1 protein-coding gene is annotated in these 351 nt (G+C 53.8%); it reads right to left on the bottom strand.

Annotated elements, in window-relative coordinates:
• Nucleotides 1–351 (bottom strand): LysR substrate-binding domain-containing protein (locus tag HBA93_RS19550; RefSeq protein ID WP_286202076.1); only part of this gene is annotated, 351 nt, incomplete at both ends.

Raw genomic sequence — 351 nt, 5'->3', positions numbered from 1 at the left:
AGCTCAGGGAGCCGTGGCTTATCCGGATAAACAAATGCAAAATGATGCGGCACATCGGGAAGAAACAGCCGGACCTCCGTATCCAGATCCATACAGTCCTGCACCAGCAGGGAATTGACGATAGAGACGCCGATCCCTTCCGCAGAAAACCCACAGGCTGAACTGACCGAATGAGCTTCAAGCCGGATTTTCGGCCGGACACCGTGGGATGAAAAGACCAGATCGAGATCATGGCGCGGTGAACGGCGTCTTCCGAGCAGTACCAGTGGCTCATCACGGAGATTTTCAGGGCGGATAATTTTATGTTTCGTCAGCGGATGGTCTTTGGCCATTACGCAAACGGAGCGTGCA

The sequence above is a fragment of the Ochrobactrum sp. SFR4 genome (assembly GCF_019730395.1).
Lineage (GTDB): Bacteria > Pseudomonadota > Alphaproteobacteria > Rhizobiales > Rhizobiaceae > Pseudochrobactrum.
Note: the sequence above shows the minus strand (reverse complement) of the source record. Positions and strands in the feature narration are given on the sequence as shown.